Genomic DNA, 14,705 nt, shown 5'->3' with positions numbered 1-14,705 from the left:
GTCCGTCAAGCGCTCAGCCGCGCGACATCAGGCCCATCTGCTTGGCGATGACCTGCAGCATCACTTCATCGGCGCCGCCGCCGATCGAACCGAGGCGGAAATCGCGATAGGCGCGCGACGCGTGGTTGTCCCACGTGTAGCCCATGCCGCCCTGGAACTGCATGCACCAGTCCGCCACCTCGCGCGACAGGCGCCCTGCCTTGAGCTTGGCCATCGACGCCAGCTCGGTCACCTCGCCACCGTTGATATAGGTCTGCGTGGCCACGTAGACCAGCGCGCGCAGCGCCTCCATCTCGGTCTTGAGCTCGGCCAGCTTGAACTGGATAAACTGGTTGTCCAGCAGCGGCTTGCCGAAAGCGACGCGCTGGCGCAAGTATTCGGCGGTCTCCTCGATCAGCGCCGTGCAGGCCAGGCGGCGCGCGGCGCCGTTCAGGCGCTCTTCCTGGAACTGCTTCATCTGGTAGATAAAGCCCATGCCCTCTTCGCCGATGCGGTTGCGCACCGGCACACGCACTTCGTCGAAGAAGATCTGCGCGGTGTCGGAGCACCACATGCCAAACTTCCTGATCTTCTGCACTTCCACGCCCTTCACGCGCTTGCCGTTCTCCTTGAGCGGCACCACGATCAGCGACTTGTTCTTATGCACCGGGCCGTCGGAGGTGTTGCACAGCAGGCAGATCCAATCGGACTGCGTGCCGTTGGTGATCCACATCTTGGAGCCGCTGATGACGTAGTCGTCGCCGTCGCGGCGCGCGCGCGTCTTGAGCGACGCCACATCGGAGCCGGCCCCGGCTTCCGACACCCCGATCGAGCACACCATGTCGCCCGCAATGGCCGGGGCCAGGAATTCGCGCTTGAGCGCGTCGGAACCGAACGCGGTCAGCGCCGGCGTGGCCATGTCGGTCTGCACGCCTACGCCCATGCCGATGCCTTGCGCACGCGCATAGCCCAGCGCCTCCGCCGCGGCAACGGCATAGGAGAAGTCGAGCCCCAGGCCGCCGTATTCGACTGGCTTGGTGATGCCCAGGAAGCCAAGATTGCCCATCTTCTTGAACAGCTCGTGCGCGGGGAAAATCTCGGCGGCCTCCCATTCTTCGACGTGCGGGTCGATCTCCGCCGACACGAAGCGGCGGATGCTGTCCATGATATTGCGGTGGTCTTCGGTGTACAGCATGCTGGTCTCCAGGGATTCTTGTTGGCTTGATGTTCGTTGCAGTATGGCCGGGCGCGCTTACATGCGAGCCACACCGAATTGCATGGCGCGCGGCTGACGCAAGTTCGCTTCGCGCGCGGTGGCCAGCACGAAGGCAAGCACGGCACGCGTGTCACGCGGGTCGATCACGCCGTCATCCAGCAACAGGCCGCTGGTGACAAAGGCGCTGGCCTGGCGTTCGAAGTTGGCGACGATATCCTCGGTCTGCGCGGCAAGCTGCGCTTCATCGACCGCCTTGCCCTTGCGCTCGGCCTGCTGTCGCGCCACGATCTCCAGCGTCATGGCGGCCTGCTCGCCGCCCATCACCGCGGTGCGTGCGTTGGGCCACGAGAAGCAGAAGCGCGGGTGGAAGCCGCGGCCGCACATGCCGAAATTGCCCGCGCCGAATGAGGCGCCGCAGTAGATCGTGATCTGCGGCACGGTCGAGTTGGACAGTGCCTGGATCATCTTCGAGCCGTGCTTGATCATGCCCGCCTCTTCCGAGGCGCGGCCCACGATGAAGCCGGTGGTGTTCTGCAGGAACACGATCGGCGTGCCCGACTGGTTGCACAGCTGGATGAACTGCGCGGCCTTGGTCGCGCCGGCCGGGTCGATCGGACCATTGTTGGTGATGAAGCCAACCGCATGGCCTACGATGCGCGCATGGCCGCACACGGTGCCGGGGCCGTAATCGGGCTTGAACGGCAGCCATGCGGAATCGTCGACGATGCGCGCGATCACCTCGCGCATGTCGACGGGACGCTTCATGTCCAGCGTCATCACGCCATCGAGTTCGGCCGGGTCCAGGCGCGGCGCACGCACCGGCTGCGCCGGCGCCGGCGACACGTCCGGCCAGTCGAGGCTGGCCACGATGTCGCGCGCGGTGGCAATGGCGTGCTCGTCGTCCTCGGCCAGGTATTCGGCCAGGCCGCTGACGGTGGCGTGCAAGTCCGCGCCGCCGAGCTCTTCATCGGTTGCAATCTCGCCGGTGGCGGCCTTGAGCAGCGGCGGGCCCGCCAGGAACGCGCGGGCGCGGTTGCGCACCATGACCACGTAGTCCGACAGGCCGGGCATGTAGGCACCGCCGGCCGTCGACGAACCGTGCACCACAGTGATCACCGGCAGTCCGGCCGCCGACAGGCGCGCGAGGTTGTAGAAGATGCTGCCGCCGCGGATGAACTTGTCCACGCGGTACTTGCGCAGGTTGGCGCCGGCCGACTCCACCAAATGGATGAACGGCAGCCGGTTTTCCAGCGCGATCTCCTGGCAGCGCATCAGCTTCATGTTGCCGGCCTCGGTCATGGCGCCGGCGTCGATGCCGGAATCGGTGGCCAGCACCATGCAGCGCACGCCGCAGACGATGCCGATGCCGGCCACGAGCGAACCGCCCGGCACCGATGTGTCGGGGTTCGGATCATCCATGCCGAAACCGGCCAGGCTCGCCAGCGGCAGGAACGGCGCGCCGGCGTCGAGCAGGCGTCCGATGCGTTCGCGCGGCAGCAGCGCGCCACGTTTGGCAAAGGCCGGACGGGCACGCTCCGAGGCGGCCACGGCCCGCTGCTCCAGGCTGTGCAGGCGGTTGATCAGCGCCTGCATGCCGGCACGCTGTCTGGCAAACGAGTCGGATGACGGGTCGATGCGGGTTTCGATGGGAATCATGGTGCTGGCCTGGTTTGCGTGATGGGAGGATTGCAAACCACGGCACGGCGCACGACAACTTCAATCGCTCAGTTTGTGCATAATGTGCACGCCAAGCCCGATCCCGTCCAACCACACGCCCCTGCGCATGCCCGCCAAGCCCTCCACGCCCAATGGGGTCCAGAGCCTCACCCGTGCCTTCGCCCTGCTGGAACGGCTGGCCGAGCATCATGAAGCTGGGTTAACCCTGCAAGACCTGGCGTCCCAGGCCGGGATCGACCGCACCACGGCGCATCGCATGGCCCGCTTCCTGGAGGCCGCCGGCTATGTCGAGCGGGAACCAGGCAGCAAACGCCTGCATCTGGGCACGACCGCCATGTCGCTGGGGCTGCGCGCGATGAACCGGCCGCCGCCGGGCAGCATGCTGGTGACCCGGATGAAGGCGCTGGCGCGCCTGACCGGCGACGCGGTCTTCCTGATCGTGCGCATCGGCGATCACGGCCACTGCCTGCATACCGAGGAAGGCAGCCACCGCATCAAGTCCTTCCACATGCTGACCGGCAGCTCGCGCCTGCTGGGCCAGGGCACCGGCAGCATGGCCTTGCTGGCGCGTCTTGGCAATGATGCGGTCCGGGCGCACTACGAACGCCACCGCGCCGAATACGAAGCCGGCGGGCTGAGCCTGATGAAGCTCATGCGCGGCGTGGAACGCAGCCGCGCATGCGGCTATGCGTTGGCGGGCGCCGACGGCGTGGCCGGCGTGGGCTACGCGCTGCCCATGGCCATGCACGCGGAGGCCGCCATCAGCATCGTGTCGGCGGCTTCACGCATGCCCGTGGCGCGCCGGCATGAGATGGGACGGATCCTTGGCGAGATGTTCGCGGCGGACTGAAGGCAACCCATTGCATCGCCAACGCCGGTCCTGACTTCCCCCTTTACGGCGGTAAAGCGAACTGCTGTCTTGAATGAAAAGGCTGCCCGAACAGCCGCTTCGTTCAAGCGTTGGAGAGCACGCGTCTGGACAATCTGCGGACCGACATCCCCTTTCCAGGAACGCCCCATGGTTCGCACGTTAGCAATGCTCTCCTTCCTCTTTGCCGGCTACGGCTGCACGACCCCGCCACAGGACCTTGACCTCTCCCGCGACAAGTCTTCCGACGCCGGCCGCTACCAGGTCGCGATCGTCGCGCCGACGCCGTCGCCCGCGGTCAACCAGATGCACAGCTGGAAGGTCCGCCTGACGACGCCGGACGGCCATCCCGTGCACGGCGCGCAATTCTCGGTGGCGGGCGGCATGCCGCAGCACGGCCACGGCTACCCCACTCAACCGCGCGTGACGCGCGAAGTCGACGACGGTACCTACCTGCTCGAAGGCATGAAGTTCAGCATGCGTGGCTGGTGGGACCTCAAGCTTGCCATCCGCGCGCAGCCAGGCCCCGATCAGGTGGCTTTCAACATCGTCGTCGATCCGCGGTCGCAGCGCCCGTGAACGCGCGACCTCCTGCACCGCCTCCACGTTTCTGGTCATCCGCCATGCCTGCTCGAGCCGGTTCAGCACCCCGTCCAGCGCATCGTCGCCCAGCAACTCGACTTGTCCGCCCATGCGCGCCGACAGCGCGCGTCCCGCCGGTGTCTCCGGTTCGATAAACAACACGGCGGTCCAGTCGCATGACGAGACATCGATGCTGTGCACCGCGCGGGACGGCACCAGCGCCCCCTGGCAAGGCATCAGTGGCCCGCGCTGGCCCGACTGAACCCGAAGACCCGACGGGGCCGCGATGACCAGCTGGATCGCGTAATGCGCGTGGGGCGCCACGGGTCCGCCGCCCGTGCCGATGAACATGCAGCCACCGGTCCAGGCGACATAGTCGCCCTGGTATCGATCCGGCCGGCTGCTCATCGCGCGGCGATTGCAGGATTGGCCCGGATGATCGGCTCACGTCGGGAATCGCGTCGATTCATGCCTTGTTTGATGTCAATGCGCAGGTGACGGCATCATACCGCTGCAGCCACCGCGATACGCATCCATGCATCGCAAGGTTCGGCTCAGGGCAGGCGTGCCAGCAAGCGGTCGCGCAAGCTCGGCGGCAGCACGAGCCGGCCCTTGCCGTCGACGGCGCCCGGGTCGAAGACCAGCACGCCGCGGTCCCAGTGCAGGTGCACAGGGCCGGAGTTCGCGAACGTGCGCTGGGCCAGCAGGACGTTGCGGCGGGCGCTGTACACGCGCACCAGCACCTTGTGCTCGGAAAGGTAGCAATACTCGGCCTCGTAGCGCGCCGAAGCGTCGGGCGTGGGCAGGCGCCGGCAGTTGTGGGCGTCCGCGCGCTCCCAGGCGCCGTTGCCGTAGAGAATCGCCGTCCACGTTGCCCCGAGCGCCAGCCCCCAGCGCGTCCCGGTGGCGGCTAGCTGCATCGCTCGCCCGCGCCGTCCGTCGGCACGGGAAAACACGAACCACATTGCATGTGCCACCCCCACGGCCAGCAGCAGCATTGCCACCCCGGCCAGATGGAAGTAAAAGGAGGATTCCGGCATGGCCGCCATGGCATGAGTCATGACCCGTCCCCAGACAAGCGTGAATGGAAACCCGAAGGGAAAATACCTGGAGGGCCGCGACGCGCGACGAGAAGCCATTACCCGGGACGCGGGCCTCCGCTATTCATTCCGCACCCTCATATAAAGACCGATTTAATTCTTTATATTAATATTTCGACGCGGAATTTAAATAATAATAATTCCGGCAATGGATTTTTAAATCCGGTGAATTACTGAATCCAAACGCCCGGGTTATTCGCCGGCTCCGCCAACCAGCATGGCGTGGAATTCGCGGGCGGTCGGGGTGAATATCGCGGCCACCGCGCTGGCCAGCGCGGCATCGCCGCTGCGGGCGGCATTTTCCAGCCTCTGCGCGAGCCGTTGGAAGCCCTGGCAGTCGACAAGGTGTGCCGACGCTTTCACGCGATGCGCCACGCTGCGCAGGCTTTCCAGGCTGTCGCCTTCCGTCTGGAGCCTTTCGAGGTCGGATTCTGTCGATGTCGCAAGCGCCTGCACCAGTTCCGCGGCAAGCGCGGGATCGCCGAATGACTGGCGCGCAATGGCATCGGCCAGACCTGCGCGCTCACTGCCTGAAATGGCCAGGTAGCCATGCCGGGCCAGCAGGCGGAAGACGGCTTCCTCGGTGACAGGCTCGGCCAGGGCATCGTCGCAGAAGTCGCCCTGCGCCTGGCCTACACAGACCAGCAGCACGCCATCCCGGCGCGCGCGCTGCAGCAGGCACGTGGCGACGAAGTCCGGAGCGGCCACGATCAGGCGCGGGACCGCAGCGGCAAGGACCGCGTCCGCCTCCGCGGCCGTCACGCATTGCGCGGACAAACCCGCGTCACCAAGCCACTGCGCCAGCCGCTCGCTCCAGGCGCTGCCCGACTGGGCCAGGATGAATGCGTCATGCATGGCAATTCCTTCTTCACCCGATGGCGATATGGTGCCGCCGGGCGAAATCGATGACATCGACCAGCGAGCGCGCGCCCAGTTTTTCCATGATGCGGGTCTTGTGCGTACTGACGGTCTTGTTGGAAATGAACAGGACCTCGCCGATCTGCTTGTTGGACATGCCCTTGGCCAGCATCTGCAGGATCACCAGTTCCTTGTCGGACAGGCTGCCGAGGCGGCCCGCCTCGTCGCCCCCTTCCACGCGTCCAACAGCGGCGTCGGGCATGACCGAGTAGCCGGCCAGCACCGATTCCACGCAGCGGACAATCTCCGGCAGCTCCTGGGTCTTGCTGACAAACCCGTTTGCGCCGGCCTGCCGCGCACGCGGGGCAAAGGTGTTCTGGTCCTGGCCGGAGATCACCAGGATACGCACGGTCGGCTGAATTGCCTTCAGCCGCGGGATGACGTCCAGTCCGTTGATGCGCGGAATGTCCAGGTCCAGGATCACCACGTCGGGCGCATACTGGCGCACGATTTCGACGGCGGCCTGGCCATTGTCCGCCTCGAGAACGTGCGTCACGCCGAGGACCTGCGACAGGTGCGTCTTCAGCACGACACGCACCGCGGGGTGGTCGTCGACGATCAGGATTGTGGCCAAGGCAAGGGCTCCGTCTCTAATAGCATTGCCTGCAACGGGAACGGCAGGCATTTATTGTCTGGCACACCATTGTGTTCAGCATTTTTCCGCGCAGGCGCAGGAAATTTCCGAGTGCCGGTACGACTTTTCCCGATTCAACAAAACGTTAACAATTAAGCACTTTTGAGATTTTGAGCTCGTCCCCCGCGATCATTGCCGATCGCATCATGATGCGCCCTAACGCGCCCAGCGGGCAATGCAGGCGCGCAGTGTTTCCATGCGCACGGGTTTCTCCAGACAGGCGTCCATGCCCGCGTCGCGACACTGCTGCACGATCTCGGTGCCCACCGAGGCCGTCAGCGCAACGATCGGCACGTCGGCATTGGCTTCGGGCCCGGACGCCCGGATCCGGGCCGCCAGTTCGAAGCCATCCATCCCGGGCATCTGGCAGTCCGTGAGCACCAGGGCGAAGGCGTGTTGCCCAAGCAGTTCCAGTGCCGCTTCGCCGTCCGACGCCACGGTGCAGTCCTGGCCCAGCTTTTCCAGCTGGCGCCGCATGATGACCTGGAACGGCAGGTGGTCTTCCACCACCAGGATGGCCTTGCACGCTTCGAGGGGCGCGATCGACAAGGGCTGCGGTGCAGCCGGATCTCCCGCCGCAAGCGCCGGTACGGGTTCGGCCACCGGCAAGGCCACGCACAGGGAGACCGTCGTGCCCGCGCCAGGCTCGCTGCTGAGTGTCAGCGTGCCGCCCATGCGCTGCGCCAGCCGCCGGCAGATCGCCAGGCCCAGCCCGCTGCCGCCGAAGCGGCGCGAGATGGTGCTGTCCGCCTGGGAGAACGGCGCGAACAGCAGTGCCTGCTGCTCGGGCGCGATGCCGACGCCCGTATCGGCCACACTGAGCGCCACGCGCTGGCGCTCGCCCTGGTCTTCCAGCAGCGCCAGCCGGACCCGGATCCCGCCGTGTGCCGTGAACTTGACTGCGTTGCCGATCAGGTTGAGCAGAATCTCCTTGAGCCGCGTGGGATCGCCAAGCAAGGCCGCGGCGACGTGCGGATCCGCATCGAACGTGAAAGCCAGCCCCTTGGCCGCGATCGCGGGCCGATGGACGGCCATAACGGATTCGACGAGCGCGCGCGGATCAACCGGCAGCGATTCCAGCTCCAGCTGCCCGGCCTCCAGCCGCGAATAGTCCAGGATGCCGCCGAGGATCTCCATCAGCAGGCGCGCGGCATTGTCCGCCAGCGCGACCTCCGAGGCTTGCTGCGCGCTCATCGGGCTGCCGCGCAGCAATTCCAGCGCACCGATCACGGCGGCCAGCGGGGTGCGGATCTCATGCGTCATGGTCGCCAGGAAGCGCGCCTTGGCCTGCGCCGCCGCTTCCGCGGTCGCGCGCGCTGCGGCCAGCGCGTCGAGCTGCCGATGTTCGTCGGTGGCGTCGCCGGCGTAGCCACTCCAGCGCAGTTGCCCCGACCCGGTCCGCACGGGCGCGCCGACGAACAGCCGCAGCCAGCGGATTTCGCCATCGACCAGGATGCGCAGCTCGAACTGGGCTGCCGACTGCGCGGCCGCGGACTGGCGCAGGGATTCGGCCATCTTGAGCCGGTCGTCGGGCAGCACGGACGCATACCGGCCATCCACCACCGCGAGCAGCCGCTCGGCCGACCAGCCGCGGTAGCGCTCGGCCTTGGCCGAGAAATACGAGAACCAATACCGGCCGTCGGGATCGGCGCAAAGCTGGAACGACGCCACCGGCAAGGCATCGGCGATCTCGTCGAGCATGCGCTTGGCATCGAGCGCGGCACGTTCCGCGGCCAGTTGCCCGGTGATGTCGATGGTCGCCGACACGACGCACGCCACGTTGCCATCCGGCAGTCGCAGCGGCTGTGTGGCAAACAGGAGGTCGTGCCAGTCGCCGGCGGCGTCCTGCACGTGCAGGACTTCCTCGACGCGCTGTCCCGACGCCTGGGCTTGCCCGATGGGCGACGCCACGGCCGCGATGATATTGGCGGCCAAGTCGACCTCTGCGAGGGTCCTGCCTAGCATCTTCTCGCGGCCGATGCCAAGAAAAGACTCGAGCGCCGCGTTGACCACCATGTAACGGCCATGCTCGTCGCGCGCGGCGATCGGATAGGGCGCGGCATCGACAATGGCAGCCAGCACATCGCGCTGTTTGTCCAGCGCGCGCAGGCGCCGATAGAGGCGAGCCAGGCAGGCGCCCATCAGCACCAGGCAGGCCGCCAGCAGGCCAGTCAATGCAGTCGGCATCGCAAGCTCCATCGCTAAGGGGGACGCGCAGAACAATCATACCGCTCCACAGTGCCTTGCACGCCGCACTACAGGCTACTGGCAAGGTGTCTCGGCATGGGAAGCCCACACCCTAATAGGAAATTTCCGCACAGAAACTCAGACGATTCTGAAACTGCGGCGATGCAGGCATCCATAGAGTGTGCAGATAGAGATTGCGCCCGGCGACTTCCATGCCGTGCGGCGCGATCCTTCATGCCCGGTTGCCTGCCTCCTCAATGCTGTCCGCCCTGCCCCCGCCGCTCCTCTGGCTGGCCGTGTGCCTGCCGGTGCTGCTCGTGTCCGCGCTGCTTGGCGCGCGGCTGCGCGTGCTGCGGCGCCGGCTTGCGCGCAGCCAGGCCAGCGCGGCAAGGCTGCGGCAGCGCCTGGCGCTTCAAACCGCGGTGCTGGACAGCATCCCGCAGCCGGTCTACGTGCGCGATGCCGAACAGCGGCTCATCACCTGCAACCGCCGCTACGAGGAACTGGTCGGGGCCTCGCTGGCTTCGCTGCGCGGCCAGCCGCCGGACACGCCGGGACAGCTTGCGGGCGTGATCGACGATATCGCCGAACTGTCGGAAGACTATCGTGCCGTCATTGCTTCGGGCCACCCGCTCAGCAAGGATCGCTGCCTGCATATCCAGGGCGCAAAGCGGCACGTGCTGAACTGGGTCGCGCCCTTGCCCGGCCCCGGCAAGACGGTGACGGCCCTGGCCGGCGGCTGGGTGGACCTGACCGAGCGCCACGACATGCTGGCGCAGTTGGCCGAAGCCAAGGCGCGCGCCGAAGCCGCCAGCCGCGCCAAGTCCACCTTCCTTGCTTCGGTCAGCCATGAGATCCGGACCCCGATGAACGCGGTGGCCGGCATGCTGGAGCTGGCGCTGAAACGGCCAGGCCTGCCGCCCGAGGATCAACGCATGCTGTCGACCGCGCATGATTCGGCGCTGGCATTGCTGGCCCTGATCGATGACATCCTCGACCTGTCGAAGATGGAGGCCGGCAAACTGCGCGTCCACGCCGTGCCGGCAAGCGTGCCGCAACTCGTGGACGAGGTGCTGCAGATGCTTGGGCCGGTGGCCGCGCAGAAGCGATTGCCGCTGGTACCGGTCATCGAACCCGGCGTCGCGCCCGGGCACAAGGTCGATCCGCTTCGCTTCAGGCAGATCCTTGGCAATCTGGTTTCCAACGCCATCCGCTTTACCGATCACGGCGAGGTCCGCGTGCATCTGCGGGGCGGCCGAGTGCATGCGGGCATGCAGGAAATCCAACTGACGGTGTCCGATACCGGCATCGGCATCGCGCGCGCCGACCAGGGCCGCCTGTTCCAGCCATTCGAGCAGGCGCACGACCGCTCGCGCCCGCAATCCGGCGGCACCGGACTGGGCCTGGCCATCTGCCGACGCCTGGTCGCGGCCATGGGCGGCCGCATCCGCCTGGAGAGCGAACCGGGCTCCGGCACGCATGTGCAGGTCAGCCTGCGGCTGCCAACGGCCTGCGCACCGGCCACGGCCCCGGGACCGATCGCGCCGCCGCCTGGCGCCGCAGCCACCAGTCCGCTGCATGTCCTGGTCGTCGACGACCATGCGCCCAACCGCCTGTTGCTGAAGTGGCAGTTCGAACACCTGGGCCACCGTGTCGAGACCGCCGCCGACGGCCGCGAGGCCCTCGCACGGTTGGTCACGCCCGCGTCCGGGCAAGACGATCCGTTCGACCTGATCCTTTGCGACTGCGCCATGCCGGTCATGGACGGCCTGGCGTTCGTCCGGGCGCTGCGCGGGCGCAACGACGCGCTGGCGCGCATTCCCGTGATCGGCTGCACCGCCAGCGCCGTGCCCGAGGATCACCATGCCGCGCTGCAGGCGGGTATGGACGGCATTCTGGTCAAGCCGGTCGGATTGCAGGTGCTGGGAGAAGCCGTGCGCACTTATGCCTGCGGCGGCGGCCCCGCTCCGGCATCCACGCCTGTGGCCCTTCCGTGGCCCTGCGGCGAGACGTCGTTGCCGTCTCCGGCCCCCGCATCGGACCGATGGTGCGAGATCTGCGAGGCCATGAATGTGCAGTGCAACCGGTTCCGCCAGTCGTCTCAGTAACCGGCAAGCGGCCAGCCAGGAACAGGCCAGCAGGGAAAGGATCTTCCAACGGTGGTATCATGGACCCCACTTGCCATTCATCGATACCTGTCGGACTGAATGTGCTGGCCGCCAGACCACACCGGTCAACAGCGTGATCGAATATGCATTGGCGGTCTGTCGGGCGTACACCCGATTCCTCAGGGCGACACTCGCCCCACCACCCTATCGACCGGCGGCACGTCCGCTCCGCAATCATCGCGCATGTACCTGGCGCGTCGGCTTGCGCAAGCACGGTCCTCTCACGCCAGTTGTGCCGCCCGCGCCTGATGCACGGGACGCGACACTGACTGTTCATCCATGGCGCCCGCATGCCGGGCAAGCACGCACGGTATATGGCGTGCGCGACGCTGCCCAAGGCCGCGCCACTAGCAGGAGACAATTTGAATCTCAACATCACACCCTTCACCGTTTCGGTGTATCCCATCCAGCAGCAACCGGGTGTCTGGTTTGCGAACTACATGATCGCCGAGTACCGGAACGGCGCCGAGCGCATTGTGGCCAACGTCTCGATGCGGCACGCCACGCACCGCTCTGAAGCCGATGCCAGGAAGGCCGCCCGCCGCGCCGGCGAAACCGCGGTCGCGCGGATGCGCCAGCAGCGCTCGCCGCACCGGCAGGCATAGTCGTCAACGCAGGGCCGAGCGGACCGGCGCTATCGTGCCCGGCCCGGTGCACCCCCGCCTACCGGCCTCAGTTCGCCATCCCAAGGCGCGGCATGCAGATCCAGGACAGAATCGCCTTCGCGCGTCTTTTCGTAGAGATGGTCCCGGACCGCTTGCCCGATTGCCAGGCGGCATAGTGTCTCGCTGTTCTGCGGGATCATGTCCGGCGACAAACCGGTTGCCACCATCACGCCGAATGAACGCCTGCCATCTCCGACAAAGCTGGCGAACCTGACGCCGGTGGGATGTCCCGCCGCGGCAAAACAGGTGGCGACATGGTAGGCAATCCCTTTGCCTGCGCCCGGCAGCGTGCACAGGAAACTCGATGACTCCGCGACTTTGTTCATGGTTGTACTGGCGCTCCAGGCGGCCTCATGCCGCCGTTGTCCCAGTGACCTCATGGGCGCGATTGAGAATTCCCGTCGACGATACTCAGAGGGAAACGACGGATTGGCCGGGAATGGCGCCGTTGATGATGTCCTCGGCATAGCGAAGCACTGCGCGCCGTGCCGCCCCAACGTTGTCCCAGGGCGTTTCATCAAGACGGAAGGTACGCGCCTGCTCGCCTTCCGGCTGTCCGCCTTCACGGCAGATCACGACGGCTGCGTTGAAGGACCGGTCTGGCTTCGGCTCCATCCAGGCCCGTTCCGCAGTATGTCTGTACACCAGAGGGTAAAGGTCATACCCCTTGTAAGTGGCAGTCGGAAAAGCATCCATGACACGCTCCGGGGCGTTTGCGATGTATTGCCCACTCTACTCCTGTTGCAGGCCGTGAGTGCCTTTATTTCTCCCGGGATCGCAACTGTGCGACAGTGCCGGAGAAAGGCTTTGCAATGCGAAGTCATTTATGGCCACTCCTTTCCGATCCTGCAATGCGAATATGCAGGCCATATCGTGATGCGTGCTACAGTGAGCCTTCCCTAATGCAAGAGGCCAGCATGTCGCTCTGTGCAAACTGTCTCGCACTGATACCCGACACACCCGGCGTCGCTGGCCACCCCGCACTGCGCATCGTGGATACCCAGCGGCGCAAGGTTCCGCGCTCGGTCACCGTCACCCTGAGTACATTCCGCTGCACGGACTGCGGCGCGATGTGGCGTTACCGCGAAGCGAAGGATGATGGTCCGCAAGGCTGGGCGCGCGTGACGGCGGAAAGCCCGCAGCCTGACTGACAAGCCCGCGGATTGCCGCAGCGATGCACGCCGGCAGGCGCCTGCGCTGCCTTAGTGCAGCGCAGGCGCCATCGCACTACGGCAGCACAGGGGGCGAATACTGCAGGGTGCCGGCAAGGGCCCACAGCATAAGTAGCACCAGCGGCGTGTGGGTGAGGAACTGTGCGAACGTGAAGCCCACGAGATCGCGTGCCTTCAGGCCGAGAATGCCGAGCAGCGGCAGCATCCAGAACGGGTTGATGAGATTGGGCAGCGCCTCCGCGGCGTTATATATCTGTACAGCCCAGCCGAGATGGACATGGAGGTCATTGGCAGCCTGCATGACATACGGCGCCTCGATGATCCACTTTCCTCCCCCGGACGGCACGAAGAACCCGAGCACGGACGAATAGATGCCCATCATCAGCGGATAGCTTTCCCCCGACGAGATGCCGACGAACAGGGTCGACAGATGGTGCGACAGCGACGCGCCTTCCGGCCCCTGCGCCGTGGTCAGCATGCTGGCGATGGCGCCGTAGAGCGGGAACTGGATCAGCACGCCGGCGGTAGCCGGCACCGCCCTCGCCACCGCATCGAGGAAACTGCGCGGCCGCCAGTGCAGCAGCATGCCAACCAGCAGGAAGACCAGGTTATAGGTATTGAGTCCCGAGATCGCCACCAGCAGCGGCTTGCCGGACAGCTCATGCCAGATCCAACCCGCCCCTAATGCCACCAGCGCGAACGTCAGCAGCGGGCTGTGCTCCAGCCACTCGCCGGGACGCCTGCAGACGGGTGCAGCATGTTTGGCCGGCTCGATCACGACACCGAGTTCGGCGGCCGTCTTCGCACGCGACGGCCCCGGCGCGGTCCAGTATGCAACCAGCGTCGAGACCACGAGCAGCACCGCCGTCACGACCAGGCTTTGCCACAGGAAGATGGTCTGGCTGAATGGAATCACCCCGGTGATCTGCAGCAAGCTCGGCGGAATGCTGGCCGGGTTCGCCTGCAGTTGCGCCGCCGATGAGCTGAGCCCCATCGCCCATGTCGCGCCGATGCCAAGATACGCCGCCGCGCCGGCCGCGCGATAATCCATGCGCAGATCCGTGCGGCGTGCCAGGGCCTTTGCCAGCAATCCGGCGAAAATGAGGCTGATGGCCCAGTGGAGCAGCGACGCCACCACGCTGATGAACGCCACGTAGGCAACCGCCGAGCGCCCATTGCGCGGCACCTGCGCCGCACGCTCGACGAGCCGCGCCATCGGCGGGGAACTGGCGATGACATAGCCGGTGATGGCAACCATCGCCATCTGCATCGTGAACGGGATCAGGGTCCAGAAGCCATTGCCGAACGCGACGGATACCGCGCGGGGCGACGCACCGATTGCCATCGCCCCCAGCGCAACCGCCACCACGGTCAGCGCGACGAACACATAGGCGTCCGGATACCACTTCTCGCACCAGGCTGTCACGCGCAGCGCGAGCCGTTCGAGCGCCGGCGTGTCGGGTGCGGCGCTGCCAGTCATGCCGCCGCCCGCGCGCATCTCCTGCGGTACGGGTGTGGCCGCAGCAATCTCTTCATGTC

General features: G+C 66.3%; 14 protein-coding genes. 5 read left to right on the top strand and 9 right to left on the bottom strand.

What is annotated here, in order from left to right:
* Positions 1-13 precede the first annotated feature (13 nt).
* Positions 14-1,174 (bottom strand): acyl-CoA dehydrogenase family protein, encoded by a 1,161-nt coding sequence (locus ACIGJB_RS20175; protein WP_483734065.1) that lies wholly within the window; start codon positions 1,172-1,174, stop codon positions 14-16.
* Between the two features lie 57 nt (positions 1,175-1,231).
* On the bottom strand, positions 1,232-2,851 hold the full coding sequence (locus ACIGJB_RS20170; protein WP_483734064.1) for an acyl-CoA carboxylase subunit beta: 1,620 nt from the start codon (positions 2,849-2,851) through the stop codon (positions 1,232-1,234).
* A gap of 127 nt (positions 2,852-2,978) precedes the next feature.
* Here ACIGJB_RS20170 and ACIGJB_RS20165 point away from each other — a divergent pair, with 127 nt between their 5' ends.
* Positions 2,979-3,722 (top strand): IclR family transcriptional regulator, encoded by a 744-nt coding sequence (locus ACIGJB_RS20165; protein ID WP_483734063.1) that lies wholly within the window; start codon positions 2,979-2,981, stop codon positions 3,720-3,722.
* A 168-nt stretch (positions 3,723-3,890) separates the two neighbouring features.
* On the top strand, positions 3,891-4,319 hold the full coding sequence (locus ACIGJB_RS20160; protein ID WP_483734062.1) for a FixH family protein: 429 nt from the start codon (positions 3,891-3,893) through the stop codon (positions 4,317-4,319).
* 557 nt (positions 4,320-4,876) lie between these two features.
* Here the strand turns inward: ACIGJB_RS20160 and ACIGJB_RS20155 are convergent.
* The 4 genes from ACIGJB_RS20155 to ACIGJB_RS20140 form a co-directional block, all read right to left on the bottom strand.
* Positions 4,877-5,383: a hypothetical protein gene (locus ACIGJB_RS20155; RefSeq protein WP_483734061.1), complete on the bottom strand. Its 507-nt coding sequence runs from the start codon at positions 5,381-5,383 to the stop codon at positions 4,877-4,879.
* 231 nt (positions 5,384-5,614) lie between these two features.
* Positions 5,615-6,277: an Hpt domain-containing protein gene (locus tag ACIGJB_RS20150; RefSeq protein ID WP_483734060.1), complete on the bottom strand. Its 663-nt coding sequence runs from the start codon at positions 6,275-6,277 to the stop codon at positions 5,615-5,617.
* A gap of 13 nt (positions 6,278-6,290) precedes the next feature.
* Positions 6,291-6,914 (bottom strand): response regulator, encoded by a 624-nt coding sequence (locus tag ACIGJB_RS20145; RefSeq protein ID WP_483714009.1) that lies wholly within the window; start codon positions 6,912-6,914, stop codon positions 6,291-6,293.
* A gap of 216 nt (positions 6,915-7,130) precedes the next feature.
* Entirely contained in the window at positions 7,131-9,161 is a 2,031-nt protein-coding gene (locus ACIGJB_RS20140; protein WP_483734059.1) for a hybrid sensor histidine kinase/response regulator, read from the bottom strand.
* A gap of 257 nt (positions 9,162-9,418) precedes the next feature.
* Here ACIGJB_RS20140 and ACIGJB_RS20135 point away from each other — a divergent pair, with 257 nt between their 5' ends.
* Both ACIGJB_RS20135 and ACIGJB_RS20130 read left to right on the top strand, forming a co-directional pair.
* The gene (locus ACIGJB_RS20135) at positions 9,419-11,269 is read left to right on the top strand and encodes an ATP-binding protein (RefSeq protein ID WP_483734058.1); all 1,851 of its coding nucleotides are present in this window, start codon (positions 9,419-9,421) and stop codon (positions 11,267-11,269) included.
* 422 nt (positions 11,270-11,691) lie between these two features.
* Positions 11,692-11,934, top strand: coding sequence for an isochorismatase (locus ACIGJB_RS20130; protein WP_483734057.1), 243 nt, complete (start codon positions 11,692-11,694; stop codon positions 11,932-11,934).
* Positions 11,935-11,963: 29 nt separating this feature from the next.
* Here the strand turns inward: ACIGJB_RS20130 and ACIGJB_RS20125 are convergent, their stop codons facing one another.
* Positions 11,964-12,320 carry a hypothetical protein gene (locus ACIGJB_RS20125; protein ID WP_483734056.1) on the bottom strand — a complete coding sequence of 119 codons (357 nt, stop codon included), beginning with the start codon at positions 12,318-12,320 and terminating at the stop codon, positions 11,964-11,966.
* Between the two features lie 85 nt (positions 12,321-12,405).
* Complete coding sequence (locus ACIGJB_RS20120; RefSeq protein WP_483734055.1) at positions 12,406-12,690, bottom strand: hypothetical protein; 285 nt, start codon at positions 12,688-12,690, stop codon at positions 12,406-12,408.
* Positions 12,691-12,911: 221 nt separating this feature from the next.
* Between ACIGJB_RS20120 and ACIGJB_RS20115 the strand changes: the two genes are divergently transcribed.
* Positions 12,912-13,145: a hypothetical protein gene (locus ACIGJB_RS20115; protein ID WP_483734054.1), complete on the top strand. Its 234-nt coding sequence runs from the start codon at positions 12,912-12,914 to the stop codon at positions 13,143-13,145.
* Between the two features lie 76 nt (positions 13,146-13,221).
* On the opposite strand, the gene ACIGJB_RS20110 is transcribed toward ACIGJB_RS20115, so the two are convergent.
* Complete coding sequence (locus ACIGJB_RS20110) at positions 13,222-14,664, bottom strand: short-chain fatty acid transporter (protein WP_483734735.1); 1,443 nt, start codon at positions 14,662-14,664, stop codon at positions 13,222-13,224.
* Between the last annotated feature and the right edge of the window lie 41 nt (positions 14,665-14,705).

Source organism: Cupriavidus sp. C2SS-8b, assembly GCF_057073745.1.
Note: the sequence above shows the minus strand (reverse complement) of the source record. Positions and strands in the feature narration are given on the sequence as shown.

Excerpts from the sequence above, each read along its gene's own strand:
- ACIGJB_RS20120 (WP_483734055.1), bottom strand. The coding sequence starts at position 12,690 with ATGGATGCTTTTCCGACTGCCACTTACAAGGGGTATGACCTTTACCCT.
- ACIGJB_RS20150 (WP_483734060.1), bottom strand. The coding sequence starts at position 6,277 with ATGCATGACGCATTCATCCTGGCCCAGTCGGGCAGCGCCTGGAGCGAG.
- ACIGJB_RS20140 (WP_483734059.1), bottom strand. The coding sequence starts at position 9,161 with ATGCCGACTGCATTGACTGGCCTGCTGGCGGCCTGCCTGGTGCTGATG.
- ACIGJB_RS20175 (WP_483734065.1), bottom strand. The coding sequence starts at position 1,174 with ATGCTGTACACCGAAGACCACCGCAATATCATGGACAGCATCCGCCGC.
- ACIGJB_RS20110 (WP_483734735.1), bottom strand. The coding sequence starts at position 14,664 with ATGCGCGCGGGCGGCGGCATGACTGGCAGCGCCGCACCCGACACGCCG.
- ACIGJB_RS20115 (WP_483734054.1), top strand. The coding sequence starts at position 12,912 with ATGTCGCTCTGTGCAAACTGTCTCGCACTGATACCCGACACACCCGGC.
- ACIGJB_RS20170 (WP_483734064.1), bottom strand. The coding sequence starts at position 2,851 with ATGATTCCCATCGAAACCCGCATCGACCCGTCATCCGACTCGTTTGCC.
- ACIGJB_RS20135 (WP_483734058.1), top strand. The coding sequence starts at position 9,419 with ATGCTGTCCGCCCTGCCCCCGCCGCTCCTCTGGCTGGCCGTGTGCCTG.
- ACIGJB_RS20165 (WP_483734063.1), top strand. The coding sequence starts at position 2,979 with ATGCCCGCCAAGCCCTCCACGCCCAATGGGGTCCAGAGCCTCACCCGT.
- ACIGJB_RS20155 (WP_483734061.1), bottom strand. The coding sequence starts at position 5,383 with ATGACTCATGCCATGGCGGCCATGCCGGAATCCTCCTTTTACTTCCAT.
- ACIGJB_RS20125 (WP_483734056.1), bottom strand. The coding sequence starts at position 12,320 with ATGAACAAAGTCGCGGAGTCATCGAGTTTCCTGTGCACGCTGCCGGGC.
- ACIGJB_RS20160 (WP_483734062.1), top strand. The coding sequence starts at position 3,891 with ATGGTTCGCACGTTAGCAATGCTCTCCTTCCTCTTTGCCGGCTACGGC.